This window comes from Streptomyces sp. NPDC001668 (assembly GCF_042893155.1).
Lineage (GTDB): Bacteria > Actinomycetota > Actinomycetes > Streptomycetales > Streptomycetaceae > Streptomyces.
This window is the reverse complement of sequence record NZ_JBIAUQ010000024.1, coordinates 72563-96835: the sequence shown is the minus strand read 5'-3', so window position 1 is coordinate 96835 and position 24273 is coordinate 72563. Positions and strand designations below refer to the sequence as shown.

Here is a 24273-nt window from a genome sequence, read left to right as displayed (position 1 = left end):
GCTGCTCACCTTATGAGGATTGGGCGCCGGTGCGTACCGGTGCGGCGTGACGTGACCGCCGGTGGCCCGCGCACCCCATCTGTCCCACAGGCATCAGGGGCATCACTGTACGAAGGCAGACGAAACAGGGGGCGCGGCCACATATATCTATGCGCCGGTGGCTTGCGCCGTGGCGCGCGTCACCCGTGAAGGTGAGTTGAGACCTCTTCGAAACATCGGAGACTTGGCAGGCTCATGCGTGCCGACAAGTTACGTAGTGCCATTGGATCGTTTAACTGGCTTTGTTTCACAGGTAGTTGACGCCTGATGACCTTGCAGAAACGTGCCTGTCAACGCGTGCATATGCGTCCGCCCTACCCCACCGCATGAGCCCTACTATCGGCTCGCCATGACAGCAGCAGGGAAGCACCAGGTGAGCCGCGCGGAAACCTCACGTCGAGGCAGTCGGCCGGGCCGGGCGGGCATCAGAGACGTGGCCGCCGCCGCCGGAGTCTCCATCACGACCGTCTCCGACGCCCTGAACGGCAAGGGCAGGCTCCCGGACGCCACCCGCCGCCATGTCAGGGAGGTCGCCGACCGACTGGGCTACCGGCCCTCGGCCGCGGCCCGAACCCTCCGTACCGGCAAGTCGGGACTCATCGGCCTGACCGTGACGACGTACGGGGATGAACCTTTCACCTTCACCGAGTTCGCGTACTTCGCCGAGATGGCGCGGGCCGCCACCTCCGCCGCGCTCGCCCGCGGCTACGCCCTCGTCATCCTGCCCGCGACCTCGCGCCACGACGTGTGGTCGAACGTCGCCCTGGACGGCACGGTCGTCATCGACCCCTCCGACCAGGACCCGGTCGTCAGCGAGCTGGTCCGGCAGGGTCTGCCGGTGGTCTCCGACGGCCGCCCGGCCGGCGCGCTCCCGGTCACCGCCTGGGTGGACAACGACCACGAGGCCGCCGTCCTCGGCATCCTCGACCACCTGGCCGACGCCGGCGCCCGCCGCATCGGCCTGCTGACCGGGACGACGACGGACACGTACACCCATCTGTCGACCACCGCCTATCTGCACTGGTGCGAGCGCGTGGGCCAGGATCCGGTCTACGAGGCCTACCCGGCGCACGATCCGTGCGCGGGCGCCGTCGCCGCCGACCGGCTCCTCGCCCGCCCCGACCGGCCGGACGCCGTCTACGGCCTGTTCGACCCGAACGGCACCGACCTGCTGGCCGCCGCCCGCCGCTACGGGCTGCGCGTCCCGGACGACCTGCTGATCGTCTGCTGCAGCGAGTCCACCGTGTACGCCAGCACCGAGCCGCCCGTCACCACGCTCTCGCTCAAGCCCCGGCGCATCGGTACGGCAGTGATCCAGCTCCTCATCGACGCCATCGAGGGGGTCGAATCGGACCAACCGGTCGAGCAGGTGATACCGACCGAGCTGATCGTGCGCACCTCGTCCCAGCGACGGGCCCCGCGCACGACGGTCAGCCCGCCGCGGTCGCCCGAGGAGGAGTAGCCGACGGGCGGCCGGGCAAGGGGGCGAAGCCCGGCCCAATCGGGGCGAATGCCGCGGTGGACAGGAGTCTTGCTCCGATTCACCACCCCTGGGTCATCACACGGCGCGATCCGCATTCCTATGATGGGCCCACGACACCGCGGGCCGCTGCGACCAGGCAGTCCGAAGCGGTGCAGATGCGGCGCGATGGTGGAGGGGTCTGATGACTCAGGGGGCCGGTCAGGGACCCGAGGTGGAGCGCACGGCGGTGCTGCGCGACTTCCGGGTGCCCGCGTACGTCAACGAGACCGGTCCGTACGGCCACAGCGTGCACCCCGGCGACGTCGCCCCGGCCCATGAGGACGCCTACCCGGAGGGGTACACCCCCACCGAGCAGGACCTGCCCGTCATCAGCCCCGGTGACGGACTCCAGGCGGCCGCCGACCCCGCCGCGCAGCCGGAGGAGGGTCCCGGTCCGCTGTTCGTCGTCGGCGACGTCCACGGCTACCTCGACGAACTGATGGCCGCACTCCACGACAAGGGCCTGGTCGACGCCGCGGGCAACTGGTGCGCCGGCACCGCCCGGCTGTGGTTCCTCGGAGACTTCACCGACCGCGGCCCCGACGGCATCGGCGTCATCGACCTCGTCATGCGGCTGTCCGCGGAGGCCGCGGCGGCGGGCGGCTACTGCAAGGCCCTCATGGGCAACCACGAGCTGCTGCTGATCGGCGCCAAGCGGTTCGGCGACACCCCCGTCAACTCCGGCGCGGGCACCGCCACCTTCCAGGCGGCCTGGCTGCTCAACGGCGGCCAGAAGACCGACATGGACCGCCTCCAGGACCACCACCTGCAGTGGATGGCCCGCCTGGACGCCGTAGAGGAGGTCGACGGGCACCTGCTCGTGCACTCCGACACCACCGCCTACCTCGACTACGGCGACTCGATCGAGGCGGTCAACGACACCGTCCGCGAGACCCTCACGCGCAACGACGCGGACGAGGTGTGGGACCTGTTCCGCAAACTCACCAAGCGCTTCTCCTTCCGCGACGAAGGCGGCGCCGACCATGTGCGCTCCCTGCTCGACACGTACGGCGGCACCCGCATCGTCCACGGCCACAGTCCGATCCCGTATCTGCTCGGCGAAGTGGGCTCCGAGGACGGCGAGGACGAATCCGGTCCGGTGGTCGAGGGACCGCACGTCTACGCCGACGGACTGGCCATCGCGATGGACGGCGGGGTGACCATGGCCGGAAAACTGCTGGTCCAGCAACTGCCCCTGGATATCTGAGCATTCACGGGGCAGACATTCCCCCATGGCGGACTGACCGTCGAGAGCGCAGGCCAGAGGCCAATTTCTGGAAACCCCCTGTCACCCTGTGCCGTCACCGCTCTACCATCGGCTTATCCGTAGCAGGCTCCCCTCCGTTTCTGCCCGACGGCTCGTTGGCATGCGAGCCCCAAGCCCTACGGAGCATCGGGGGATGCACATGAACAGCGTTCCGCAGCACCTGCACAGCGAGGACCGCCAGGAGTACGAGCGGATCCTCGACGAGGCGCTGCGCTCCGCACCACACCGTCCCGAACTGGCCGCTGTCGGACAGCGGCTGAACCCCGAACAGCTGCGCACCATGGCGCTGAACGCCACCGCACTCATCACGGCGGCCGCGGCGACCGAGTACCAGCACTACGTGAAGGTCCGCGAGGAACAGCGCCGCCCGGCGCCGTCCACCCTGTCGTCCGTGCACGAACCCGGCCCCGCCGAGTCGGGCACGGGTGCGATGGGGCTCGCCACCACCATGGGAGAGGTCGCCGAGACCGCCGGTGCGGGCGCCGTCGCCGTCGCCGCAGTTCTGACACCTGTCCTCGCCGGCATAGCCGCGGCGATCTTCCTGCTCGTGGGCTACATCCTCCAGATGCTCAGCCCTCCGCCGGCGGTCGCCCCCGCCATGATCACTATCGGATGGGTGTTCGGTGCCCTGACCGCGGTCGCGATCCTGGTCGCCGCCGGCGGCCTGCTGATCACCGCCCTGCGCAACCGGCCCTCGCCGGACGCGGGATACGGCGAGCTGAGCGAGGAGGTGGCGCGGGCCAGGGACGCCTGGCGCGAGGCCCTGCTGGAACGCGGCATCCTCCCCTTCCTCAGGGACGCACTGGCCGACCCGGGTACCGCCGCACTGCACCACACGGCACCGCCCGCACCGACCAGCCGGATGCCCAGCCTCGGCTACGACCGCCCCGGCTTCAGCAGCCCGGACGACGGAGCCTCCGGTGCCCGTCCGAGCTTCACGAGCCCGGACTACACCAGTCCGGACTTCGGGGGGCCGGAACACCAGCCGGAATGACATCCGGCACCGCCCCTCGGCTTGCGCCCCCACCATGGGGAGCGCAAGCCGAAGACCCGGCCGCGGGCCACCCGCCGGCGGTCCGCCGCCCACGGTCGGCGGTTCGCCTGCATCAGTCGACGACCGGCAGGGCGATGATCGCGATGCCCTCCGGCTGCGCTACGGCCAGGCGGATGCCATCCGGGTGCAGGGCGGCAACGGGCGTCGGAATGTGCGTGACCCCGTAGCTGCCGTCTCTCCGGGGCACCTCCACGGTCGGCCATTCCGCCACTACGGCACCCGTCGTGACGTCGATCAGCCGCGGATGCCCGTACAGCGAGACGACCGAGTCGCCCCGGGCGATCAGAGTGCCGATGTGGAAACCGACCCTGCTGCGATGGATCCACCGCTGCGCGGAGAGCGACCACACACCCAACTGCCGTGGGCCCAGGGCAGGCTTCTCCTCGTCGTCGAGGAACTCCTCCCCGGTCGCCACGGCCAGGCGGTCACCGTCGAGCCAGCAGGCCGAGACGACCTCCGCGTCGATGCCCGGGTCCGACGGCAGCACGCCACGGCCATCGAGCACAGCGGGATCCGTCAACGCACCGACCAGGTCGAAGACTTCGACGACCCCGTACGGATGCCAGAACCAGCCGGCCGACAGCAGGTGCGTCCCGTCCGGGCTCACCTCCAGCCGCGAGTGGAAGACGTCCTTCGGATCACGTTCACCACTGGTGAGCCGCTCTCCCGTCTCCGCGTCCTCGATCTCGAGGACGTTGTACTCCTCCGGGCAGTGCACCAGCACCTCGCGGCCGTCCGGCAACGTCCCGAGCGCCACCGGATAGTCGAAGGCATCAGCTTGGTAGTAGCTGCGGTTCAGCTCACGGACGAGCCGGTCACCCTCCAGCAGCAGCGCCTTGGTACCCCGCTCGGCATAGACGACGGAGTAGCGACCGGACGGGGAGACGACGCTCCGGTCGAAGGGAAACCTACGGATGACCGAGGCACACTGCTCCACGCCATCAGGACCCCACCAGCGGCCACCACCGACCACGTCGACCAGATCGTCGCCGTCCCACACCAGCGACTGCGCCTCTTCCGTCACGCTCAGAACGATCAAGACTCCGCCCCCCCTCGTCCCATCCCCGAAACGCACGATGGCGCTGCCCCGAAGCCACCCACCCTCCGGAACAGCGCCAATCTACGGACCTCAGTCCGCCAGCGGCAGGTACACGCGATTGCCGCTCGCTGCGAACTCCTTCGACTTCTGCGCCATGCCCTCCGCGATCTCCTCCTGACTGGCGCCGTGACGGCGGCGGATGTCCTGGGAGATCTTCATCGAGCAGAACTTCGGCCCGCACATGGAGCAGAAGTGGGCCGTCTTGGCCGGTTCGGCCGGGAGGGTCTCGTCGTGGAACTCGCGGGCCGTGTCGGGGTCGAGGGCCAGGTTGAACTGGTCCTCCCAGCGGAACTCGAAGCGGGCGTCGGAGAGGGCGTCGTCCCACTCCTGGGCGCCTGGGTGTCCCTTGGCGAGGTCGGCCGCGTGAGCGGCGATCTTGTAGGTGATGACACCCGTCTTGACGTCGTCCCGGTTGGGCAGGCCCAGGTGCTCCTTGGGCGTGACGTAGCAGAGCATCGCGGTGCCCCACCAGGCGATCATCGCGGCGCCGATGCCGGAGGTGATGTGGTCGTAGGCCGGCGCGACGTCGGTGGTCAGCGGGCCGAGCGTATAGAACGGAGCCTCATCGCAGATCTCCTGCTGAAGGTCGATGTTCTCCTTGATCTTGTGCATCGGGACGTGTCCCGGGCCCTCGATCATGGTCTGTACGTGGAAACGCTTCGCGATCCGGTTGAGTTCCCCGAGCGTGCGCAACTCCGCGAACTGCGCCTCGTCGTTGGCGTCCGCGATCGAGCCGGGCCTGAGGCCGTCGCCCAGCGAGTACGTGACGTCGTAGGCGGCGAGGATCTCGCACAGTTCCTCGAAGTTCTCGTACAGGAACGACTCCTTGTGGTGCGCGAGGCACCACGCCGCCATGATCGAGCCGCCGCGCGAGACGATGCCCGTCTTGCGGTTGGCCGTCAGGGGTACGTACGGCAGGCGCACGCCCGCGTGGACGGTCATGTAGTCCACGCCCTGCTCGGCCTGTTCGATGACCGTGTCCTTGTAGATCTCCCAGGTCAGCTCCTCGGCCCTGCCGTCGACCTTCTCCAGGGCCTGGTAGAGCGGCACCGTGCCGATGGGGACGGGGGAGTTGCGCAGCATCCACTCGCGAGTGGTGTGGATGTTGCGGCCCGTGGAAAGGTCCATGACCGTGTCGGCTCCCCAGCGGGTCGCCCAGGTCATCTTCTCGACCTCCTCCTCGATGGAGGAGGTCACCGCCGAATTGCCGATGTTGGCGTTGACCTTCACCAGGAACCGCTTGCCGATGATCATCGGCTCGATCTCCGGGTGATTGACGTTCGCCGGCAGCACCGCGCGGCCCGCCGCGATCTCCTCACGGACGACCTCGGGAGAGACGTTCTCCCGGATGGCCACGTACTCCATCTCCGGTGTGATCTCGCCGCGGCGGGCGTACGCGAGCTGTGTGACCGCGTTGCCGTCACGACTGCGGCGCGGCTGGCGGGGCCGCCCCGGAAAGACCGCGTCGAGGTTGCGGAGGCCGCCGCGCGGTGAGGTGTGCTTGATCCCGTCGTCCTCGGGGCGCACGGGCCGGCCCGCGTACTCCTCGGTGTCCCCGCGGGCGACGATCCAGTTCTCCCGCAGCGGCACGAGGCCCCGGCGGACATCCGTCTCGGTGAGCGGATCGGTGTACGGGCCCGAGGTGTCGTACAGCGTGACCGACTGCCCGTTGGTGAGGTGCACCTGACGGACCGGCACCCGCAGATCGGGGCGCGAGCCCTCGACGTACGCCTTGTGCCAGCCGATGGACTTCCCGGCCTCCGTGTCGAGCTGGTCGTTCTGCTCGTTCTGGTCGTTCTGCTCGTTCTGGTCGTTCTGCTCGGAGGCAGGCGTGCGCGCGTCCTTGATGGTCATGAGACCTACTCCCTACGCCGGCATTACCCGGTAACAGGTTCGGCGGTCGACGCAGCGGTTTCCGTCTGCCGACGTTTCGTGGGGAACGTCACTCGCTTGAGGTGATGTTCCACGTGAAACATCGCTGGGACGGAGGTCAGCGCCCTCTCAGCCCGGTGCTCCGAGCTCCCGCGTGTACAAAAGGTGGCACCACGCTAGCGTCAATTCGGGCGCGGTGAACAGAGGGCCCCTGTCGTTCTTGCGATGATCGGTCGGTGACCACGACACATCAGCCCCCGTACCCGCCGCCCGAGCCTCCGCGCCGACCGGGCTCCGGAAACGGCCCTGGATACGGCCCGGGCGGCCTGCCCGGAAGAGGGCTCGGAGGTCGGCCGGGAGGTGGGCCCGAGGGTGGGCCGAGAAGTGGCGACGGCCGCACCGATGGACCTGATACCGGTGGCTGGGACGCCTTCGGGCACGGGCAAGGGCACGGGCACGGGGGTGATCCGGGGCACGGGGTCGACGACGGGCACCGGCACGAGTACGGGCCCGGTGTCGGCGGGGGGCCCGGTCAGGGCTCCGGCAGTCATGGGGACGCCGTCGGCGGCGGGCACGGGCGTGGATCGGGTGGTGGTGGCGGTCACGACCACGGCCATGGCTCCGGTGACGGATCCGGCGGTGGCGGCGGCCACGACCACGTGGCAAGGGACGGTAGCCAAGACCACGGCCACGGATCAGGTGGTGGCGGCCACGGTCACTCCCACAGCCATGGCCCGGCGGCCCCCGTCTCCAAGCACCTGCGCAAGGTCATCGCGGCGATCCTGATCCCCTTCGGCGCGGCCGTCGTGGTGGGCCTCGCGGTGCTCTGGCCCGGTGGCGCGCCGGCGCACGAGCGCACCGGGGTCGGCTTCGACCGGCAGACCCAGCAGGCCACGGTCAGCAAGGTCGTGAGCGTCAGCTGCAAGTCGGTGAACGCCTCGGGGGAGGCCCCGACCGGGGACACGTCCACCGCCGAGGGCTCGTCCGCCGAGCAACAGGCGAACGGCACCTGCAAGAAGGCGACGATCCGGGTCGACACCGGCAAGGACACGGGCCGTACCTTCACGGAGATCGTCCAGCCGGACCAGCCGCGGCAGCTGCACGAGGGGCAGAAGGTCGTGGTCGCGTACGAGCCCTCCGCCCCCAGGGATCTCCAGTACTCGGTCACCGATGTGAACCGCCGGATCCCGATGGCCGTGCTCGCCGGCATCTTCGCACTCGCCGTCGTGATCGTCGGCCGGATGCGCGGTGTCATGGCGCTGGTCGCCCTCGCCGTCAGCTTCCTGCTGCTGAACTTCTTCGTCCTTCCCGCCATCCTGCAGGGCTCGAACCCGCTGCTGGTGGCGGTGATCGGGTCGAGCGCCATCATGCTGATCGCCCTCTACATGTGCCACGGGTTGTCGGCCCGTACCTCCGTGGCGGTACTGGGCACACTGATCTCCCTGGTGCTGATCGGCATCCTCGGTTCGGTGTTCATCGACTGGGCCGCGCTCACGGGCAACACCGACGACAACACCGGGCTCATCCACGGCCTGTACCCGTCGATCGACATGAGCGGTCTGCTGCTCGCCGGCATCATCATCGGCTCACTCGGTGTCCTCGACGACGTGACGGTCACACAGACCTCGGCGGTCTGGGAGCTGCACGAGGCCAACCCCACGATGGGCTGGCGCGGGTTGTACCGCGCGGGTATCCGTATCGGCCGGGACCACATCGCGTCCGTCGTCAACACGCTCGTCCTCGCCTACGCCGGCGCCGCGTTGCCGCTGCTGCTGCTCTTCTCCATCGCGCAGTCCAGCGTGGGGACGGTCGCCAACAGCGAGCTGGTGGCGGAGGAGATCGTGCGCACGCTGGTCGGCTCCATCGGTCTCGTCGCGTCGGTACCGGTCACCACGGCCCTCGCGGCCCTGGTGGTCTCGGCCGACCGTCCGGGGGCGGAGACGGTGGGCGTGGCGGCTGGAGCGCCTACGCCTGTACCGGCGACCAGTGCGAGCGCCGGCACAGCCGACAGCCGGCCGGCAACGGGACGCGGAGGGAAGGGACGGCGGCGCAAGCACTGAGAGGGGCCCACGAGCCAGACAGAGGCTCCCGTCTCCTGGCTCCCGTCTCCCGGCTCCCGGCTCCCGGCTCCCACGAGGGGGCCTGGTCTCCGTGGAACCCGTGCGTCTACACGCGCTGGAAATGGTCGCCCGCGATCCTGGCGAGCAGGGCCGCGCCCGACCCCGAACACTTCGCGCCCCACCCCACACCCAGTCCCAACCCCGGCAGAAGCGTTCCTGCACCCTCCCGCTCCAAGAGGAAGCGTTCCGCCACCTCTCTGCCGCCGCAAGGCATCAGCCCGCGCTCTGCTCCTCCGCCAAAATCCGGTCCAGCGCCTCGTCGAGGTGGGTGTCGAAATCGGCCATCGCGGCCTCCTGGCCCAGCGGGACCAGCTTGTCGGTGCGATCGAGGAACGCGATGATCGGCGCCGTCGACGAACGGAACAAGGCCTGGTCGCCGCCGACCTGAAGCCTGATCAGGACGTCGCCCAGCAGGTCGGAACCGGCGGGCGAGACCCGTACGTCACCCTCCCCGCAAGGCCTACCCACCCCGTCGATCAGCAGCTCACGCCCGAAAGCCCAGGTCACCGGGGCGTCGCCCGGGAGATGGAAGGTCAATCGGACCGCGTAGGGATCGCAGGCCTCGTAGCGCAGCTCCACCGGAATGCGAAAGGAGAGCTCCTCCGAGACGAGAAAGCTCATCATGACCTCTGCCTGTACCGACTCGCGCATCGCCTACCCCGTCATCTGCCTTCATTGGCCGGGAATGATCCCTCTGACACTGGTGGCATCTTGCTGAACGTGTACGACAGATCACAAGGAGTGAGTTTTCAGATACTGATAGAGATCGCGAGCGAACCCATCAGACGCCCGATTTCCGCTTGTAGTTGCTGGGTTGCGGTCGGCAGACGGTCCGCCTGATGGGCGGGAAGCGAGATGGCCATCGTTGCCGCTGTATTACCCAACGTGATCGGAATCGCCGCACACACCGTCCCCAACGCGTACTCCTGACGCTCGATCACCGGCTCCATCCGCGCGGTCCGTTCGAGACGCCGGAGCAGGCTGTGGCCGTCGCGCACGGTGTACGGGGTGATGGACCGCACGGGGTACCGGTGGAGGTGGTCGCGCCGGGCCTCGTCGTCGAGCTGCGCCAGCAGACACTGCCCGATGGCGTGGGCGTGCCCGGTCTCACGGAAGTCGGCCCACTCCTCGACCGCCGGGCTGCCGGGGCTGTCGGATACGCAGAGGACGTCGATCTCACCGTCGCGGTACTGCGCGTAGTACACCGGTACGCCGATCAGGTCACGCCAGTGCGCGAGCGCCTCGACGACGGTGCTGCGACGTTTCTGCTCGGCTCCGCTGCTGCTCAGCCGCTCTGCCGCCTCCCCGAGGAAGAACAGGCCCTTGTCGCGGCGCAGATAACCCTCGTACACGAGGGTGCGCAGCAGGTGGTAGGCCGTGGGGAGCGCCAGCCCGGTCTCGCGGGCGAGTTGTTTGGCGGGGGCTCCGTGTTGGTGTTCCGCGACGGACTCGAGCAGGCGCATCGCGCGCTGGACCGACCCGATGAGGGTCGCCGAGTGGGTCGGTTCGGCAGGTTCGGAGGAGAGCGCCGCGTGCCGCTGGACGGGTGCCGACGGCGGTCCGGCAGCTGACGGCCGTACAGGAGCCGACGGCCGTCCGGCAGCTGACGGCGGTACGGGAGCCGACGGCCGTACAGAAACGGATGTCCGCACGGAAGCGGGAGTGGAGGTCCGTGCGGAAGCGGGAGTGGAGGTCCGTGCGGGAGCTGACGGCCGTGCCGGGGCTGTCGGCTGTGCGGGCGGTACCGGACCCGGACCTTCGGGAGCCGTCAGTCGTCCCGAGGCCGTCGGTTGTGCGGGAGGCGTCGGCGGGCGGGCGTCGGTCTGTGCGGGTGCGGTGTCAACCGTGGCCAAGGGTCACTCCCGGAGCGCGAGGGGGCAGCCCGTGCGGGGGGGGGGAACACGGGAGGGGGTGTACGCCGCTCGCGGGGTCGTCCCCGCGTCGAGTTCCGGACTTTAACGGTCCGCCACCGCGCGCATACGGCCCGTCCGGAAAACTTCCCCCGCCCGAGGGAACAGGTGGTTCCTGTTACCGGTCGCCCCGCCCGCCCCGGGCGCTCACCAGTCGCTGCGCGACGAGGAGCTCGACATGAACTTCCGTACGACGTAGACGAGTCCGCCGACCAGGGCCACGAAGACCAGCAGCTTGAAGAGGAGGCCGATGACGAAACCGACGACGGTGGCTATCAGGCCGCCGAACACGACCAGGGCGATGACCGGCACCGCGATCCACTTCACCCACCACGGCATCCCCGCGAAGATCTCTCCCATCGTCCTTACCTCTCTGCAGTCCGGCACTGTCCGGCCCCTCTGGTACCGGATCCACCAATGTCCTGCACTCGATGCTAGGCCGGGCAGGTGCTCCAGCGGGGGCCTCGCACCCCTTGTCCTCCCCTGACTGATCCCCTAGGGAACCCCGAGGCCGCGGGTCAGCTCTCCGGGGGAGAGAACACCACCATGACCCTGAGGTCCTCGCTGATGTGGTGGAACTTGTGGGCGACGCCGGCCGGTACGTACACCACGCTGCCACGCGCCACCTGGGTGGTCTCCATGCCCACGGTGATCGCGGCCCGGCCGCTGACCACGAAGTAGACCTCGTCCTGGTGGTGCGGCTGCTGCGGGTCCTGCGCACCCGCGTCGAGCGCGTACAGGCCGACCGACATGTTCCGCTCACGCAGGAACTGCAGATAGGCGCCGTCGTTGGCGGCGCGCTCCGCCTCCAGTTCATCCAACCGGAATGCCTTCATCGACTTAGTCCGCCCTCGTCGTACCCGTAACCGATCTCTTCTGCCACGATCAGACACATGAAGAATTTCCTAGTCAAGACGATCGCCAACGCGGGTGCTCTGGCGGTCGGCGTATGGCTGCTCGACAAGATCACCCTGACCGGTGACAGCACCGGCAAGAAGGTCTGGACGCTGATCCTCGTCGCGCTGGTGTTCGGCCTCGTGAACTGGCTGGTCAAGCCGGTCGTGAAGCTGCTCACCTTCCCGCTGTTCATCCTGACCCTCGGCCTGTTCACGCTGATCGTCAACGCGCTGATGCTGCTGCTGACCTCGTGGCTCGCCGACAAGCTCGACCTGAGCTTCCACGTCGAAGGGTTCTGGACCGCCGTCCTGGGCGGCCTGATCATCTCGATCGTGTCCTGGGCCCTGCATGTCGTCCTGCCCGACGAGGACTGAGGAGGCATGACCTACCGCGTCTGTTTCGTCTGTACGGGCAACATCTGCCGTTCCCCGATGGCGGAGTCGGTCTTCCGCGCCCGCCTGGCGGAGGCCGGCCTGGACGGCCTGGTCGAGGTGGACAGTGCCGGTACGGGCGGCTGGCACGAGGGCGACGCCGCGGACCCGCGCACCGTGTCCGTCCTGGAGGAGCACGGCTACGACGGCGCCCATACGGCCCGCCAGTTCCAGCCCTCCTGGTTCGCCCGCCTCGATCTCGTCATCGCCCTCGACGCCGGCCATCTCAAGGCCCTGCGACGCCTCGCACCCACGCCCGAGGACGCCGCGAAGGTCCGGCTGCTGCGTGCGTACGACCCCGCCGCGGGCGACGACCTCGACGTTCCGGACCCGTACTACGGGGGCCCGGACGGCTTCGAGGAGTGCCTTGAGATGGTGGAGGCGGCGAGCGAGGGCCTGCTCGCCGAGGTGCGTGAGCGGACGGAAGGACGGGTGGCATGAGCGCCAGGGACGCGGACAACGGGGAAGGCACGCGCGCGGTACGGGCCGGACTGCCCGAGGCGGTCAAGAACGAACCGACCCTGCCCGGCCCGGCCTTCGCCGCCCACTTCCATCTGCCGGGCGAGGTGGACGGCCCGTACACCTACGGCCGCGACACGAACCCGAGCTGGAGCCTGCTGGAGCGCGCCATCGGCGAGCTGGAGGCGCCGGGACAGGACGGTGTGGAGACGCTGGTCTTCGCCTCGGGCATGGCCGCCATCTCCGCCGTGCTCTTCTCGCAGCTGCGCGCCGGGGACACCGTCGTCCTGCCCAGCGACGGCTACCAGGTGCTGCCGCTCGTCCGCGCCCAGCTGGAGGCGTACGGCATCGAGGTGCGCACCGCGCCGACCGGCGGCGACGCCCAGCTCGACCTCCTCGGCGGCGCGCGGCTGCTGTGGCTCGAGAGCCCGTCCAACCCCGGTCTCGACGTGTGCGACATCCGGCGGCTCGTGGAGGCGGCACACGCGCGCGGGGCGCTCGTCGCCGTCGACAACACGCTCGCCACCCCGCTCGGACAGCGCCCGCTGGAGCTCGGCGCCGACTTCTCCGTCGCCAGCGGCACCAAGCAGCTCACGGGGCACGGAGACGTCCTCCTCGGGTACGTCACCGGCCGCGAGGGCGAGGCCATGGACGCCGTACGCCGCTGGCGGAAGATCGTCGGGGCGATCGCGGGGCCCATGGAGGCCTGGCTCGCGCATCGCTCGATCGCCACCCTCCAGATGCGGGTCGACCGGCAGAACGCGAGCGCCCTGGTGCTCGCCGAAGCGCTGCGCACGCGCCCCGAGGTGAGCGGGCTGCGCTACCCGGGACTGCCCGACGACCCCTCGTACAAGATCGCCTCGCAGCAGATGCGGCGCTATGGATGCGTGGTCTCCTTCACGCTGCCCACGCGCGCGCGTGCCGACCGTTTTCTTGACGCGCTGCGGCTGGTGGACGACGCGACGAGCTTCGGCGGGGTGCGCTCCACGGCCGAGCGACGCCGGCGCTGGGGCGGCGACGACGTGCCGGAGGGCTTCATCCGCTTCTCCGTCGGGGCGGAGGATCCCGAGGACCTGGTGGCGGATGTGCTGCGTGCGCTGGACGAGTCGGCCGACTGACCGTTTCGTCGGAGGCTGCACGGTCGTCCGGCCATGTCCGACTACGTACAACGGACGGTCCGAGCCTCCCCCCTCGTGGCTCGGACCGCCCCGGTTCCGCGCGCGAAGAACCGCGCGAACAAGGCTAGTTGACTCTGTGTCAGTGTCCAATCACAGTAGCGACAGAGACCTATCGACATATTTATAGTTGGGCCTCTGTCCGGCCGGGAGAAGGGCAGGGAAGGGGGCGTCGCCATGGATCTGGCCTTGCTGCGCACCTTTGTGACGGTGCACCGGGCCGGTTCCTTCACCCGCGCCGCCGCGCTGCTCGGACTGTCTCAACCGGCCGTCACCTCGCAGATCCGCACCCTGGAGCGGCAGTTGGGCCGTCCCCTGTTCTTACGGCAGGCCCGCGGCGTGACCCCCACGACCATCGGCGACGAACTCGCCCACAAGGCCGCGCCGCATCTGGACGCCTTGGTCGAGATCGCCGAGACCGGGCTCGACGACGAGTCGTCCCTGCGCACACTGCATCTCGCGGGGCCTCCCGAGTTCACCGCCGAACGGGCGCTGCCGGCGCTCACCGAGCTGACCGGCGAGGATGGCCAGGGCTTCGCCCTGCGAGCTTCTTTCGGGAACGCCGAGGAGACCCTGGAGGGTCTTGCCGCCGGGCATCATGATCTGGCCATCACCACGGCCCGTCCGCGGGGTGCGCTGCTCACGGCGAGCACGCTCTGCGACGAGGAGCACGTCCTGGTCGCCGCGCCGGGCTGGGCCGGCGCGGCCCCCGTGTTCGAGCACGTCCCCGTGATCGAGGTGCACGAGTCCCTGCCTTTCGTCTCGCGCTACTGGGCCGCCGTCTTCGATTCCCGCCCTGCGGCACCCGGCACCGTCGTCGTCCCCGACCTGCGGGCGGTCCTCGCCTGCGCGGTAGCGGGCGCCGGCCTCGCGGTGCTGCCCCGCTATCTGTGCGCGACAGCCCTGGAGCGCGGTGACGTCGTCGCACTGCACGAGCCCGCCGTGCCCCCGCTTCGGACCTACTTCCTGGTGGTGCGCACCGGCACCCTGGCCATGCCGCATATCGCGCGGGCGCACGAATGGCTGCTGCGAGCCGCGGCCGACTGGTGCTGACCAGGGGTTTTGCGCTCTTCACGCAGCGATCCCGGCCGGTGACAGCACGCGATGTTTCACGTGGAACCATCCGGGCCACATTCCCCCCATGACCGTCCGACCCGTGGTCAAGCGCACCGCCCGTGCCGTCCTGCTCGACGGCGACGATCTGATCCTGATCAAGCGCACAAAACCCGGCATGGATCCTTACTGGCTGACTCCCGGCGGTGGAGTCGAGCCGACGGACACGACCGTCGTCGACGCCCTGCACCGCGAGGTGTACGAGGAACTCGGCGCCAAGGTCACCGACGTGGTGCCCTGCTTCGTGGACACCGTCGAACACATCGGCGACGACGGAGGCGCGACGGGAGTGAAGGTGCAGCACTTCTTCGTCTGCCGTCTGGAGTCGATGGACCCCTCTCTCCGTCACGGTCCCGAAGTGGACGAGCCCATCGGGGAGTACGAGATCGTCCGGGTGCCGTTCACCCGCGTCGGGATCGCCTCCGTCCACCTGGTCCCGCTGTCTTTGCGCCACTACCTGGACGGCAACATCGAGGGCGTACGGGCCATGCACGCACCGGACCTGGGCTGACCCCTCGCCTACCGATGGACGGGCCCCGTGCTCGGCCACGTCCTCGACCAGCGCCTTGGTCGGGGCTGTGCCGGTACCGCCGCCGCCCAGGCAGAGCAGTCCGCTGTCAGCGGTGTGGTCCACGGTCATGGAGCCCGTCGGCGGCCCGAGCCTGACGTCGCGGGAGACCCAGCCCGCGGGGGCGGCCTTCACGTAGAACGACAGCAGGCCGTCCGGCGGGTGCCGAGGCGAAGGAGTAGGGCCGCCATATACGCGGCCACCACGACGTCTCCAGGCTTGTGTACTGGCCGCCGGTGCGCACAGTTCCTCCGCGGCAGCCGCGTCGGTCATCACCTGCGAGATCCCCGTACGGGCCAGGGCCCCGCACCATGCCTCAATCACTGGGCGTGGCGCACCAATTCATAGGCTTCCCACAGATCCATGCCCTGGTACGAATGGGTCGAGATATCGGACAGATGATGGTCCGCGTTGACCGCCACGGAGATCGGCACCGCAACGAACAGGTCTTTGTCGGAGGACGAGTCGCCATAGGCAATGCAGTCCGCCCGTGTCACTCCGAACTGCTCGCACAGGCGATCTGCTATCAGCACCTTGGCAGCAGCGCTGAGTACTCCGGCCGGATCCACGGGCTCGGTAAAGGGGACGGCTGGAAAACGGGACCCGTGCGCGGCATGAGCTCCCCAACCCGTCAGCCGTTCCACGAAGAATGACGGCGACAGGGACACGACCGCGCAGTAGTCGCCCTGTTCCCTGATCTCCGCCCAGACCTCGCGAATGCGGGCCAGCCACGGAGCACCTTCGAAAGCTACCGGCGGATTACGCGCAGCAGGTGTACGAGCTGTGGGCGTCCCTGACCGAGGAGCATGTCGTCGCGGCACGGGCGCACTGGTCCCGTGGAGCAAGGTGCCATCGAGGTCGAAGAGATGAAGTCTCGCCATGTTCTTGAGGCTAGTGGTGCGCGCCGGACGGTCACCGTTCTCCGATGTTTCACGTGAAACACCCGACATCTGCTCGCCTGCTGTGCGCTCCGCCACGACATGGCCAAAAGCTTGTACGCACCCCGGGAAACGGGTGGACGCCGAGGGCACCTGTCGGACAGCCTGACCTGCGTGCCGACTCCTTCTCTCACCGCCCTCCCCATCCGCCGTCTGACGCTCCGTGATCTCAACGCCTGCGCCGACTTGGCCGAGGACCGGGGGTGGCCACGCGAGGAGCACAAGTGGGGCCTCCTCCTCGCGGCCGGGAAGGGCTACGGCATCGATGATCCCGACGGAGGCCTCGTCACGGCCTGCGTGGTCACTGAGTACGGCCCTTACAGCGAGCCCGACCTGGCAGCGATCGGAATGGTGCTGGTCGCCGAACGGCACGCCCGCCAGGGCATCGGCCGTCGGCTCATGCGTCACATCCTCTCCGCGATGGGCACCACCCCGCTGACTCTTCACGCGACGCCCTACGGACGCCCGCTCTACGAGGAACTGGGCTTCAAGGTCATCGGCCGGGCGGAGATGCTCCGTGGACACTTCACTCCGGGCGGCCCGGCGCCGTCGGTGAGCACACGTGCGGCCACCGCCGAGGACGTCGCCGCGGTTCTCCGGCTCGACGAGGAGGTGCTCGGCACGGATCGCACGCACCTCATCACCCGGCTGCCCGCTTTCGCCGACCAGTTCCGCGTCGCCGAGGACAGCGGCCGGATCATCGGGTACGCGGCCGCCTGGCCCAACATGGACACCCATGTCGTGGGACCACTGATCGCCCGTGACACCGAGACGGCCCAGGCCCTCCTCACATCGCTCGCCGCAGGCACCGACCGTCCCCTGCGTACGGACATCGACGTACGGCACGAAGAGCTACGGGTGTGGGCCAGGGAACGCGGTCTCGCGTCGGTCACCCACAACTCGGTCATGACGTACGGGATCGCGGATCTGCCGGGCGACTGGAGCCGGCGGTTCGCTCCGCTGACGGTGGCGGCGGTCTGAGGCACGTCGGTACGACGGCGTCGGCACCCCGGACTTCGGGGAACCGGCGCCGTCGTCGTGCCCGGCTGCGGGCCGCGCGCTTTCAGTGGTGCACCGCGGTCCGCTGGTCCGCCGGCATGGCCCCTGCGACGACGGTGCTGGGGGCGTTGTCCCGGCGCTCCAGCGCGGCCGAGAGGAAGGCGAGGAGGAGAGCACCCGCGGCCAGGGCCGCGCCCACCCAGTTGGGGGCGGTGTAGCCGAAACCGGCCGAGATGACCAGGCCGCCGAGCCAGGCGGAGAGGGCGTTGCCGAGGTTGAAGGCGCCGATGTTGACGGCTGAGGCGAGCGTCGGGGCGTCGTGTGCCTGGTCGAGGACCCGCTTCTGGAGCGGCGGCACCGCGGCGAAGCCCAGGGCTCCGATGAGGACGATCGTGACGCCGGCCAGGACCTTGTGGTGCGCGGTGAGGGTGAAGAGCGCGAGCACGAGGGCCAGGGCGCCCAGGGAGACGTACAGCATGGGCATCAGGGCCCGGTCGGCGTACTTGCCGCCGACGAGGTTGCCGGCGACCATGCCGAGGCCGAAGAGGACCAGCAGCCAGGTCACCGAGCCGTCGGCGAAGCCCGCCACATGGGTCATCATCGGGGCGATGTAGGTGATGGCTGCGAAGACACCGCCGAAGCCGAGGACGGTCATCGCCATCGCGAGCAGCACCTGGGCGTTCTTGAAGGCGGCCAGCTCGTGGCGCAGGCGCACGCCCTCCGGCCGGGGCATGTCGGGGACGAGCCTGGCGACGCCGATCAGGCCGACGACGCCGAGGGCCGCGACGATCGTGAAGGTGAGGCGCCAGCCTGCGCTCTGGCCGATCAGTGTGCCGAGCGGGACACCGACGACATTGGCGACGGTCAGGCCGGTGAACATCATCGCGATGGCTCCGGCCCTCTTGTCCGGGGCCACCAGGTCGGCGGCGACGACCGAGCCGATCCCGAAGAAGGCTCCGTGGGCGAGGGAGGCGACCACGCGGCCGATCAGCATGACGGTGAAGACCGGCGCGAGCGCGGAGAGCAGGTTCCCGACGATGAACAGGCCCATCAGCAGCATCAGCATCCGCTTGCGGGAGATCCTGGTGCCGAGGGCTGTCATCAGCGGGGCGCCGAACATGACGCCGAGCGCGTAGCCGGTGACCAGGAATCCGGCGGTGGGGATGGAGACCCCGAAGTCGTCCGCGACCTCGGGCAGCAGCCCCATGATCACGAACTCGGTCGTTCCGATTCCGAAGGCCCCGATCGCGAGGGCCAGGAGCGCGAGCGGCATGGGGGTGAACCTTCCCAGATGATTGCAGGAGCATGTTGCGCACCCTCACAATAATTGCAGACGCTCTTTACTTGCAAGCAGCGGTAATCCCGATCGGTTCCTACCGCCCTCGACCGAGCCGCCCAGAACCCCGAAGTCACCCCCTCGTACAAGCCGTGAAGCCCTCCGCACACCTGCGGTGCCGGTGCACGGGCACCCGACATAGGGTGCGGACATGGGAGATCTTGAAATTCGGCCCGCTACAACGGACGACGTCTCCGCGATCGTCGGCATGCTCGCCGACGACCCCTTGGGCGCCCAGCGCGAGTCCCCTGACGACCTGAACCCCTATCTGGCCGCACTGGAGCGCCTCTCCGCCGACCCGAACCAGCATCTGGTCGTCGCCACGCGTGAGGGTCGCGTGGTCGGCACCCTTCAGCTCACCATCGTTCCGGGACTGTCCCGACGGGGCGCCACCAGGTCGATCATCGAAGGGGTGCGCATCCACGCCGACGAACGTGGCAGTGGACTCGGGTCCCGGCTCATCGAGTGGGCGATCGAGGAATCCCGGCGCCAGAACTGCCAGTTGGTTCAGTTGACGTCCGACACCACACGCACGGACGCCCACCGCTTCTACGAACGGCTCGGTTTCACGGCCTCACACGTGGGTTTCAAGCTGGCCCTGTGATTCCTCTGGCCGTCCGCTCCTCGCACAGCAAAGCGCGCTGTTTCACGTGAAACAGCGCGCCGCTCATTCGATCGGCCAGGACTTCTAGCCGACGCCTCGCCACCCTTCCGGATCCACTCCACCGGGCACGGAAGCTCCCTCGTCGTACGGCTGCCGAGTGAACACGAAGGACCCGAGGTCCAGGTGGTCCACGGATCCGTCAGGCCGCCGTACGGCCTTCAGGCGCTCCCCTTGGAAGTAGCCCTCCAGGCCGGTCCAGGTGCCGTCGCCGTTGGCCCGGAACCGGGAGCGCCGGCCTCCGCCCGACAAGGGCTCCAGCGAGGCGAGCCCGTCCGCCGTGAGCCGCAGGCCGAAGCCGTTCGTTCCCCAGTACCACTGGCCCGCCAACTCCAGCGCCGGCGAGTCGGCTTCGCGCATCGGGCGCCAGGGTTCGGGGATCCTGGGCTCGGCCTCGGCGACGATCCGTACGAGATCGGCTCCTACGACGGACAGCAGGGGGCCGGACGTGCAGTTGGCCAGCACGACCGCGGCCACGTCGTCCGCCACACTGATCGTGAGATTCGCGAGGAAGCCCGGCAGCGAACCCGAATGGCCCACGAGCAGCCGCCCGTCGCGGTGCTGGATCTGCAGTCCGAGCCCGTACGTGGCGCCATCCGCCAGCTCCCCCGTCCCGGCCGGCGCGGCGGGTGTGCGCATCTCGCGTACGGTCTCCGCACACAGCACCCGGTCGTCACCCTTCGCCAGGAAGTCCGCGAAGCGCGCCAAGTCCGCTGTGGTGGACCAGAGTTGTCCTGCGGAAGCCATCCGACCGAGGTCCTCGGAAGGCTCGGGCAGCATCACATCGGCCCATGGATGGACCGCCCAGCCGCCCGCGTGCGGCGCTTGCGGGTGCACGCTCGTGCGGCCGAGACCCAGGGGTGCGAGCACTTCGCGCCGGAGTACCTCCTCCCACGGAGCCCCGCGCAGCTTCTCCACGAGCACTCCCAGCAGGGTGTAGCCGGGGTTCGAATAGTGGAAACGGCGTCCGGCCGGATGCAGGAAGGGCTGCTCGCCCAGGACGTCGGCGAGCTCGGGACGCAGCGAGCCGGGGGTGCGCTCCCACCAGGGCGCGGGGGACTCGGCCGCCAGTCCACCGGTGTGGGCGAGGAGTTCGGCCACGGTGGCCTCCCCCGCTCCCGTGCTGGGTACGTGCTTCTCCAGCGGGTCGCCGAGGTGTAGCAGCCCCTCGTCACGCAGGCGCAGGACGAGGACGGCGGTGAAGGTCTTGGTGATCGAGCCGATGCGGTACTGCACGGTCTCGTCCGGCCCGTGCCCGTCCACCGAGGTACGCGCACCGTGCCACACGGTGCGTCCGTCCCGCACGACCGCCGCCACCAGTGAGGGTGCCCTGCCCTCCGACTGCGCCACGGCGATCCGGTGCAGCAGCGCCCGGCGCGTGCCGGGGAGCAACGCTTCCTGAGATGTCGTCATGCTCCCAGTGGATCCCGCCAAGTGCGCGGACGTCGACTTCTTTAGCCTCGAGGGCGCTCTTGCCGGTCCCCGCTGCCCCGGTGGCCAGCGCGATGCGACGAGCCGCCGCCGTCAGGTCTGGGCCATGTCCACGAAGCGCGAGTAGTGGCCCTGGAAGGCGACGGTGATCGTCGCCGTGGGGCCGTTACGGTGCTTGCCCACGATGATGTCCGCCTCGCCCGCGCGCGGCGACTCCTTCTCGTAGGCGTCCTCGCGGTGCAGCAGGATCACCATGTCGGCGTCCTGCTCGATGGAGCCGGACTCACGCAGGTCGGACACCATGGGCTTCTTGTCCGTGCGCTGCTCGGGACCACGGTTGAGCTGCGAGAGCGCGATCACCGGGACCTCGAGCTCCTTGGCCAGGAGCTTGAGGTTACGGGACATGTCCGAGACCTCCTGCTGACGGCTTTCCTGACGCTTGGAGCCACCGGCCTGCATCAGCTGCAGATAGTCGATGATCACGAGCTTGATGTCGTTGCGCTGCTTCAGCCGCCGGCACTTCGCCCGGATCTCCATCATCGACAGGTTCGGGGAGTCGTCGATGTAGAGCGGGGCGGACGACACCTCGGGCATCCGGCGTGCCAGGCGGGTCCAGTCCTCGTCCGTCATGGTGCCGGACCGCATGTGATGCAGGGCCACCCGCGCCTCGGCCGACAGGAGACGCATCGCGATCTCGTTGCGCCCCATCTCGAGGGAGAAGATGACACTGGCCAGGTTGTGTTTGATCGAGGCCGCGCGGGCGAAGTCGAGGGCGAGGGTGGACTTTCCCATGGCGGGGCGGGCCGCGATGACGATCATCTGTCCCGGGTGCAGGCCGTTGGTGAGCGAGTCGAGGTCGGTGAAGCCGGTCGGCACACCCGTCATCTCGCCGCTGCGCGAGCCGATCGCCTCGATCTCGTCGAGCGCCCCCTCCATGATGTCGCCGAGCGGCAGATAGTCCTCACTGGTGCGCTGCTCGGTGACCGCGTAGATCTCGGCCTGGGCACGGTTGACGATCTCGTCGACGTCGTCGTCGGCCGCGTATCCCATCTGGGTGATCCGCGTCCCCGCCTCCACCAGGCGCCGCAGGACCGCCCGTTCATGGACGATCTCCGCGTAGTACTCGGCGTTCGCCGCCGTCGGAACGGTCTGGACGAGGGTGTGCAGATACGATGCGCCACCGACCTTGTTGATCTCACCGCGCTTGGTGAGCTCGGCGGCGATCGTGATGGGGTCGGCCGGCTCACCCTTGGCGTAGACGTCCAGGATCGCCTGGAAGATCGTCTCGTGGGCGGGCTTGTAGAAGTCGTGGCCCTTGATGACCTCGACGACGTCCGCGATGGCGTCCTTGGACAGGAGCATGCCGCCGAGGACGGACTGCTCGGCGTCCAGGTCCTGGGGCGGGACCCGTTCGAAGGCCGTGCCTGCGCCGTCCCACTCGCCGCTGTCCCTGCCGCGGTCGTGCTGCTCGTCGCGCCCCCGGCCCCCGTCGCCGCGGCGACGCGAGGAAGGCAGACGATCACTGGGACCGCTGTCGGCCCACGGGTCGTCCAAGGGCTCGGAAATACTCACCGAGCCACCTCCTCCCGTCCGCCGAGCGGACCTCGCCGTGCTTCTCATTTCTACGGCACGGCACTGACAAATGAGACGCCCAACTCCGGTTCTGGCGCGTCGGTTTTGTGATGGTTTCCCGGCCGACGGACGGAGTGGGCGCCGGACCACGGTAGGCCCGCGGGCACCGTCAGCCAATCTGGTTATCCACAGGCCATGTGGACGACGGCCCGGATGCTGTGGAGAACTCGGCAAAACCTGTGCACGACCCGGTGGACAGCCCTGTGAACAAGCTCCACCCCACCCTCAAAGAAGGGCTTTGACCTGCACCTTCACCGTCCACCGGCTGTGCAGAAGAAAAACTTTCCCGGTCGGCTCAAGATCAGTTCGAACTGTACGCGGTGACACGCACAGCCTGAACGCGAGTAAGGGTCCAATCTCGGTTGCATCCATTACCTGTGGACGATTAGATTGGTGCACATGACACAGGCCTCCGCGACCTCCAAAGCCATCCGGCGGCAGCACGACCGCGAGATCGTCACACTCGCCGTCCCAGCCTTCGGAGCACTTGTCGCGGAGCCCCTCTTCGTCATGGCCGACAGCGCGATCGTGGGCCATCTGGGCACCGCCCAACTCGCCGGTCTCGGTATCGCGTCGGCCCTTCTCACGACAGCTGTCAGTGTCTTCGTCTTCCTCGCCTACGCCACTACGGCCGCCGTCGCCCGGCGAGTTGGAGCCGGCGACCTCCAAGCCGCCATCCGCCAGGGCATGGACGGCATCTGGCTGGCGCTGCTGCTCGGTGCCGCCGTCATCGCCGTCGTCCTGCCCACCGCACCCTCCATCGTGGAGCTCTTCGGTGCGTCGGACACCGCGGCTCCGTACGCGACCACCTATCTGCGGATCTCGGCCCTCGGTATCCCGGCCATGCTGGTGGTGCTCGCGTCGACCGGCGTGCTCCGCGGGTTGCAGGACACCAGGACCCCCCTCTACGTCGCCGTCGCCGGTTTCGTCGCCAACGCCGCCCTCAACGTGGGGCTCGTCTACGGCGCCGACCTCGGCATCGCCGGCTCCGCCTGGGGCACAGTCATCGCCCAGTGCGGCATGGCCGCCGCCTATCTCGTGGTCGTCGTCCGTGGTGCCCGCAGACACGGAGCCACGTTGCGCCCTGACGCCGCAGGGATCAGGGCTTCCGCCCAGGCCGGCGTCCCTCTGCTGGTCCGCACGCTGTCCCTGAGGGCGATCCTGATGATCGCCACTGCCGTCGCAGCCCGCCTCGGTGACTCCGACATCGCCGCCCATCAGATCATCCTGTCCCTGTGGAGCCTCCTCGCGTTCGCACTGGATGCCATCGCTATCGCCGGACAGGCCATCATCGGGCGCTACTTGGGCGCCAACGACACCGAAGGCGCCCGCCATGCCTGCCGCCGGATGGTCGAGTGGGGTATCGCGGTCGGAGTCGCTCTCGGCATACTCGTCGTACTCTCCCGGCCGCTGTTCCTCCCCCTGTTCACCAGTGACTCCACGGTCAAGGACGCCGCCCTGCCCGCGCTGGTGATCGTGGCTCTCTCCCAGCCCATCTGCGGTGTCGTCTTCGTCTTGGACGGCGTGCTGATGGGAGCAGGCGACGGGCCGTACCTTGCCTGGGCCATGATCGTCACCCTGGCGGTCTTCGCCCCGACAGCTCTGCTCGTGCCTGCACTGGGAGGCGGTCTCACCGCGCTGTGGGCCGCGATGACGCTGATGATGATGCTTCGGATGCTGACGCTCTGGCTGCGAGCGCGCTCGGGCCGCTGGATCGTCGTCGGCGCTACCCGCTGACCGTTTCACGTGA

At 69.0% G+C, this 24273-nt stretch carries 22 protein-coding genes, 1 pseudogene and 1 riboswitch; of the genes and pseudogenes, 12 read left to right on the top strand and 11 right to left on the bottom strand.

The features are described from left to right. Positions 1–388 precede the first annotated feature (388 nt). The 3 genes from ACFYZ8_RS43265 to ACFYZ8_RS43255 all read left to right on the top strand — a co-directional run bounded on the left by ACFYZ8_RS43265 (position 389) and on the right by ACFYZ8_RS43255 (position 3822). A complete protein-coding gene (locus ACFYZ8_RS43265; protein WP_359033874.1) occupies positions 389–1501 on the top strand; it encodes a LacI family DNA-binding transcriptional regulator in 1113 nt (370 codons plus the stop codon). Positions 1502–1703: 202 nt separating this feature from the next. After that, the gene (locus ACFYZ8_RS43260; protein WP_388540598.1) at positions 1704–2768 is read left to right on the top strand and encodes a metallophosphoesterase; all 1065 of its coding nucleotides are present in this window, start codon (positions 1704–1706) and stop codon (positions 2766–2768) included. 193 nt (positions 2769–2961) lie between these two features. Then, positions 2962–3822, top strand: a complete 861-nt coding sequence (locus ACFYZ8_RS43255) for a hypothetical protein (RefSeq protein ID WP_359033870.1) — start codon at positions 2962–2964, stop codon at positions 3820–3822. 112 nt (positions 3823–3934) lie between these two features. On the opposite strand, the gene ACFYZ8_RS43250 is transcribed toward ACFYZ8_RS43255, so the two are convergent. Beyond that, positions 3935–4906: a hypothetical protein gene (locus ACFYZ8_RS43250; RefSeq protein ID WP_359033868.1), complete on the bottom strand. Its 972-nt coding sequence runs from the start codon at positions 4904–4906 to the stop codon at positions 3935–3937. Positions 4907–5011: 105 nt separating this feature from the next. Next, positions 5012–6835, bottom strand: coding sequence for a phosphomethylpyrimidine synthase ThiC (gene thiC, locus ACFYZ8_RS43245; protein WP_389050828.1), 1824 nt, complete (start codon positions 6833–6835; stop codon positions 5012–5014). Beyond that, positions 6828–7017: riboswitch (TPP riboswitch) on the bottom strand. It overlaps the preceding gene by 8 nt. A gap of 495 nt (positions 7018–7512) precedes the next feature. On the opposite strand from thiC, the gene ACFYZ8_RS43240 reads away from it, so the two are divergent. Next, a complete protein-coding gene (locus ACFYZ8_RS43240) occupies positions 7513–8913 on the top strand; it encodes a YibE/F family protein (RefSeq protein WP_388540592.1) in 1401 nt (466 codons plus the stop codon). 273 nt (positions 8914–9186) lie between these two features. On the opposite strand, the gene ACFYZ8_RS43235 is transcribed toward ACFYZ8_RS43240, so the two are convergent. The 4 genes from ACFYZ8_RS43235 to ACFYZ8_RS43220 all read right to left on the bottom strand — a co-directional run bounded on the left by ACFYZ8_RS43235 (position 9187) and on the right by ACFYZ8_RS43220 (position 11719). Continuing rightward, positions 9187–9624, bottom strand: a complete 438-nt coding sequence (locus ACFYZ8_RS43235) for an SsgA family sporulation/cell division regulator (protein ID WP_388540589.1) — start codon at positions 9622–9624, stop codon at positions 9187–9189. Between the two features lie 98 nt (positions 9625–9722). After that, positions 9723–10457 carry an IclR family transcriptional regulator gene (locus tag ACFYZ8_RS43230; protein ID WP_388540737.1) on the bottom strand — a complete coding sequence of 245 codons (735 nt, stop codon included), beginning with the start codon at positions 10455–10457 and terminating at the stop codon, positions 9723–9725. A gap of 573 nt (positions 10458–11030) precedes the next feature. Then, complete coding sequence (locus tag ACFYZ8_RS43225; RefSeq protein WP_020119530.1) at positions 11031–11243, bottom strand: DUF5326 family protein; 213 nt, start codon at positions 11241–11243, stop codon at positions 11031–11033. A 158-nt stretch (positions 11244–11401) separates the two neighbouring features. Continuing rightward, complete coding sequence (locus ACFYZ8_RS43220; protein ID WP_007383239.1) at positions 11402–11719, bottom strand: cupin domain-containing protein; 318 nt, start codon at positions 11717–11719, stop codon at positions 11402–11404. 57 nt (positions 11720–11776) lie between these two features. On the opposite strand from ACFYZ8_RS43220, the gene ACFYZ8_RS43215 reads away from it, so the two are divergent. The 5 genes from ACFYZ8_RS43215 to ACFYZ8_RS43195 all read left to right on the top strand — a co-directional run bounded on the left by ACFYZ8_RS43215 (position 11777) and on the right by ACFYZ8_RS43195 (position 15469). Further along, a complete protein-coding gene (locus tag ACFYZ8_RS43215; protein ID WP_389050826.1) occupies positions 11777–12154 on the top strand; it encodes a phage holin family protein in 378 nt (125 codons plus the stop codon). A gap of 6 nt (positions 12155–12160) precedes the next feature. Continuing rightward, entirely contained in the window at positions 12161–12652 is a 492-nt protein-coding gene (locus ACFYZ8_RS43210) for a low molecular weight protein-tyrosine-phosphatase (RefSeq protein ID WP_388540585.1), read from the top strand. Then, on the top strand, positions 12649–13788 hold the full coding sequence (locus tag ACFYZ8_RS43205) for a cystathionine gamma-lyase (RefSeq protein ID WP_359033855.1): 1140 nt from the start codon (positions 12649–12651) through the stop codon (positions 13786–13788). The genes ACFYZ8_RS43210 and ACFYZ8_RS43205 overlap by 4 nt, the downstream gene beginning before the upstream one ends. 234 nt (positions 13789–14022) lie before the next feature. Next, the gene (locus ACFYZ8_RS43200) at positions 14023–14898 is read left to right on the top strand and encodes a LysR family transcriptional regulator (protein ID WP_388540582.1); all 876 of its coding nucleotides are present in this window, start codon (positions 14023–14025) and stop codon (positions 14896–14898) included. 88 nt (positions 14899–14986) lie between these two features. After that, the gene (locus tag ACFYZ8_RS43195; RefSeq protein WP_359033851.1) at positions 14987–15469 is read left to right on the top strand and encodes an NUDIX hydrolase; all 483 of its coding nucleotides are present in this window, start codon (positions 14987–14989) and stop codon (positions 15467–15469) included. 9 nt (positions 15470–15478) lie between these two features. Here the strand turns inward: ACFYZ8_RS43195 and ACFYZ8_RS43190 are convergent. Together ACFYZ8_RS43190 and ACFYZ8_RS43185 are read right to left on the bottom strand one after the other, a co-directional pair. Continuing rightward, positions 15479–15758, bottom strand: a pseudogene (locus ACFYZ8_RS43190) (flavohemoprotein); the annotation flags it as partial. A gap of 88 nt (positions 15759–15846) precedes the next feature. Continuing rightward, positions 15847–16407 carry an HAD family hydrolase gene (locus tag ACFYZ8_RS43185; protein ID WP_388540734.1) on the bottom strand — a complete coding sequence of 187 codons (561 nt, stop codon included), beginning with the start codon at positions 16405–16407 and terminating at the stop codon, positions 15847–15849. A 171-nt stretch (positions 16408–16578) separates the two neighbouring features. Here ACFYZ8_RS43185 and ACFYZ8_RS43180 point away from each other — a divergent pair, with 171 nt between their 5' ends. Further along, complete coding sequence (locus tag ACFYZ8_RS43180) at positions 16579–17445, top strand: GNAT family N-acetyltransferase (protein ID WP_359033849.1); 867 nt, start codon at positions 16579–16581, stop codon at positions 17443–17445. Positions 17446–17527: 82 nt separating this feature from the next. Here the strand turns inward: ACFYZ8_RS43180 and ACFYZ8_RS43175 are convergent, their stop codons facing one another. Continuing rightward, positions 17528–18736, bottom strand: coding sequence for an MFS transporter (locus ACFYZ8_RS43175; RefSeq protein ID WP_388540578.1), 1209 nt, complete (start codon positions 18734–18736; stop codon positions 17528–17530). 214 nt (positions 18737–18950) lie between these two features. On the opposite strand from ACFYZ8_RS43175, the gene ACFYZ8_RS43170 reads away from it, so the two are divergent. After that, complete coding sequence (locus tag ACFYZ8_RS43170) at positions 18951–19403, top strand: GNAT family N-acetyltransferase (RefSeq protein ID WP_388540575.1); 453 nt, start codon at positions 18951–18953, stop codon at positions 19401–19403. A gap of 84 nt (positions 19404–19487) precedes the next feature. On the opposite strand, the gene ACFYZ8_RS43165 is transcribed toward ACFYZ8_RS43170, so the two are convergent. Together ACFYZ8_RS43165 and dnaB are read right to left on the bottom strand one after the other, a co-directional pair. Further along, positions 19488–20873, bottom strand: coding sequence for a serine hydrolase domain-containing protein (locus tag ACFYZ8_RS43165; protein WP_388540572.1), 1386 nt, complete (start codon positions 20871–20873; stop codon positions 19488–19490). A gap of 111 nt (positions 20874–20984) precedes the next feature. Continuing rightward, on the bottom strand, positions 20985–22463 hold the full coding sequence (gene dnaB / locus ACFYZ8_RS43160) for a replicative DNA helicase (protein ID WP_359033841.1): 1479 nt from the start codon (positions 22461–22463) through the stop codon (positions 20985–20987). A gap of 459 nt (positions 22464–22922) precedes the next feature. Between dnaB and ACFYZ8_RS43155 the strand changes: the two genes are divergently transcribed. After that, positions 22923–24260: an MATE family efflux transporter gene (locus ACFYZ8_RS43155; protein WP_388540569.1), complete on the top strand. Its 1338-nt coding sequence runs from the start codon at positions 22923–22925 to the stop codon at positions 24258–24260. Positions 24261–24273: the final 13 nt, after the last annotated feature.

Excerpts from the sequence above, each read along its gene's own strand:
- ACFYZ8_RS43265 (WP_359033874.1), top strand. The coding sequence starts at position 389 with ATGACAGCAGCAGGGAAGCACCAGGTGAGCCGCGCGGAAACCTCACGT.
- ACFYZ8_RS43260 (WP_388540598.1), top strand. The coding sequence starts at position 1,704 with ATGACTCAGGGGGCCGGTCAGGGACCCGAGGTGGAGCGCACGGCGGTG.
- ACFYZ8_RS43255 (WP_359033870.1), top strand. The coding sequence starts at position 2,962 with ATGCACATGAACAGCGTTCCGCAGCACCTGCACAGCGAGGACCGCCAG.
- thiC (WP_389050828.1), bottom strand. The coding sequence starts at position 6,835 with ATGACCATCAAGGACGCGCGCACGCCTGCCTCCGAGCAGAACGACCAG.
- ACFYZ8_RS43235 (WP_388540589.1), bottom strand. The coding sequence starts at position 9,624 with ATGCGCGAGTCGGTACAGGCAGAGGTCATGATGAGCTTTCTCGTCTCG.
- ACFYZ8_RS43225 (WP_020119530.1), bottom strand. The coding sequence starts at position 11,243 with ATGGGAGAGATCTTCGCGGGGATGCCGTGGTGGGTGAAGTGGATCGCG.
- ACFYZ8_RS43220 (WP_007383239.1), bottom strand. The coding sequence starts at position 11,719 with ATGAAGGCATTCCGGTTGGATGAACTGGAGGCGGAGCGCGCCGCCAAC.
- ACFYZ8_RS43215 (WP_389050826.1), top strand. The coding sequence starts at position 11,777 with ATGAAGAATTTCCTAGTCAAGACGATCGCCAACGCGGGTGCTCTGGCG.
- ACFYZ8_RS43210 (WP_388540585.1), top strand. The coding sequence starts at position 12,161 with ATGACCTACCGCGTCTGTTTCGTCTGTACGGGCAACATCTGCCGTTCC.
- ACFYZ8_RS43205 (WP_359033855.1), top strand. The coding sequence starts at position 12,649 with ATGAGCGCCAGGGACGCGGACAACGGGGAAGGCACGCGCGCGGTACGG.
- ACFYZ8_RS43200 (WP_388540582.1), top strand. The coding sequence starts at position 14,023 with ATGGATCTGGCCTTGCTGCGCACCTTTGTGACGGTGCACCGGGCCGGT.
- ACFYZ8_RS43195 (WP_359033851.1), top strand. The coding sequence starts at position 14,987 with ATGACCGTCCGACCCGTGGTCAAGCGCACCGCCCGTGCCGTCCTGCTC.
- ACFYZ8_RS43185 (WP_388540734.1), bottom strand. The coding sequence starts at position 16,407 with ATGGCGAGACTTCATCTCTTCGACCTCGATGGCACCTTGCTCCACGGG.
- ACFYZ8_RS43175 (WP_388540578.1), bottom strand. The coding sequence starts at position 18,736 with ATGCCGCTCGCGCTCCTGGCCCTCGCGATCGGGGCCTTCGGAATCGGA.
- ACFYZ8_RS43170 (WP_388540575.1), top strand. The coding sequence starts at position 18,951 with ATGGGAGATCTTGAAATTCGGCCCGCTACAACGGACGACGTCTCCGCG.
- ACFYZ8_RS43165 (WP_388540572.1), bottom strand. The coding sequence starts at position 20,873 with ATGACGACATCTCAGGAAGCGTTGCTCCCCGGCACGCGCCGGGCGCTG.
- ACFYZ8_RS43155 (WP_388540569.1), top strand. The coding sequence starts at position 22,923 with ATGACACAGGCCTCCGCGACCTCCAAAGCCATCCGGCGGCAGCACGAC.